This is a genomic window from Thiolapillus sp. (assembly GCF_048562965.1).
Classification (GTDB): Bacteria; Pseudomonadota; Gammaproteobacteria; order Chromatiales; family Chromatiaceae; genus Thiolapillus; species Thiolapillus brandeum_A.
Map to the genome: position 1 here is coordinate 1 of NZ_JBHNMF010001665.1, position 521 is coordinate 521.

Below are 521 nucleotides of genomic sequence, written 5' to 3' on the forward strand. Positions count from 1 at the left end.
CCATCCGGGTCGATCGCCTGGACATCATATTGATACGGCGCCAACACTTCAGAGACAACGGGCGGTAAGCTGGTAATCTGAGGGGGATGATTGCTCAACGCCTGTACATTCAGCGTCTGGCAAGTGTGTCTTCGGCCTCGTGATAGATTTTGGGACATCCCAGTCCCCAAAATCGACTCGGCCTTTGACAACCTATTGGTGCCCCAGCCGTCCTGGTCACCAAGCACTACGCAACAACTTCGCAAGCTCGTTGCTGCTCCGTACTTGGCTCCCAATGACTGGACGCCGCGTTCGGAGGCCTACTTTGTTTTCCCTCTGGCGCAAGGCACGCCGGGAAAACAGTGCGGCCTCGCGGCTACTGGGGTCTACCAGCCTTCGCTTCGCTCTCCATGGCTGGCAGCGGAAGCGCTGTCCTGAACCACACCATCCGATATCGCCAATGACACCCGATAAGATCCCGGTTTGTCAGGCACGAATCCGGCCAGGGCGCGGCGGGCGTCCCATATAACCGCCCGGCTGCC

1 protein-coding gene is annotated in these 521 nt (G+C 59.1%); it reads left to right on the plus strand.

Annotated elements, in window-relative coordinates:
* The first annotated feature begins 139 nt into the window (after positions 1 to 139).
* Complete coding sequence (locus ACOCD2_RS26110; RefSeq protein WP_419626449.1) at positions 140 to 508, plus strand: hypothetical protein; 369 nt, start codon at positions 140 to 142, stop codon at positions 506 to 508.
* Positions 509 to 521: the final 13 nt, after the last annotated feature.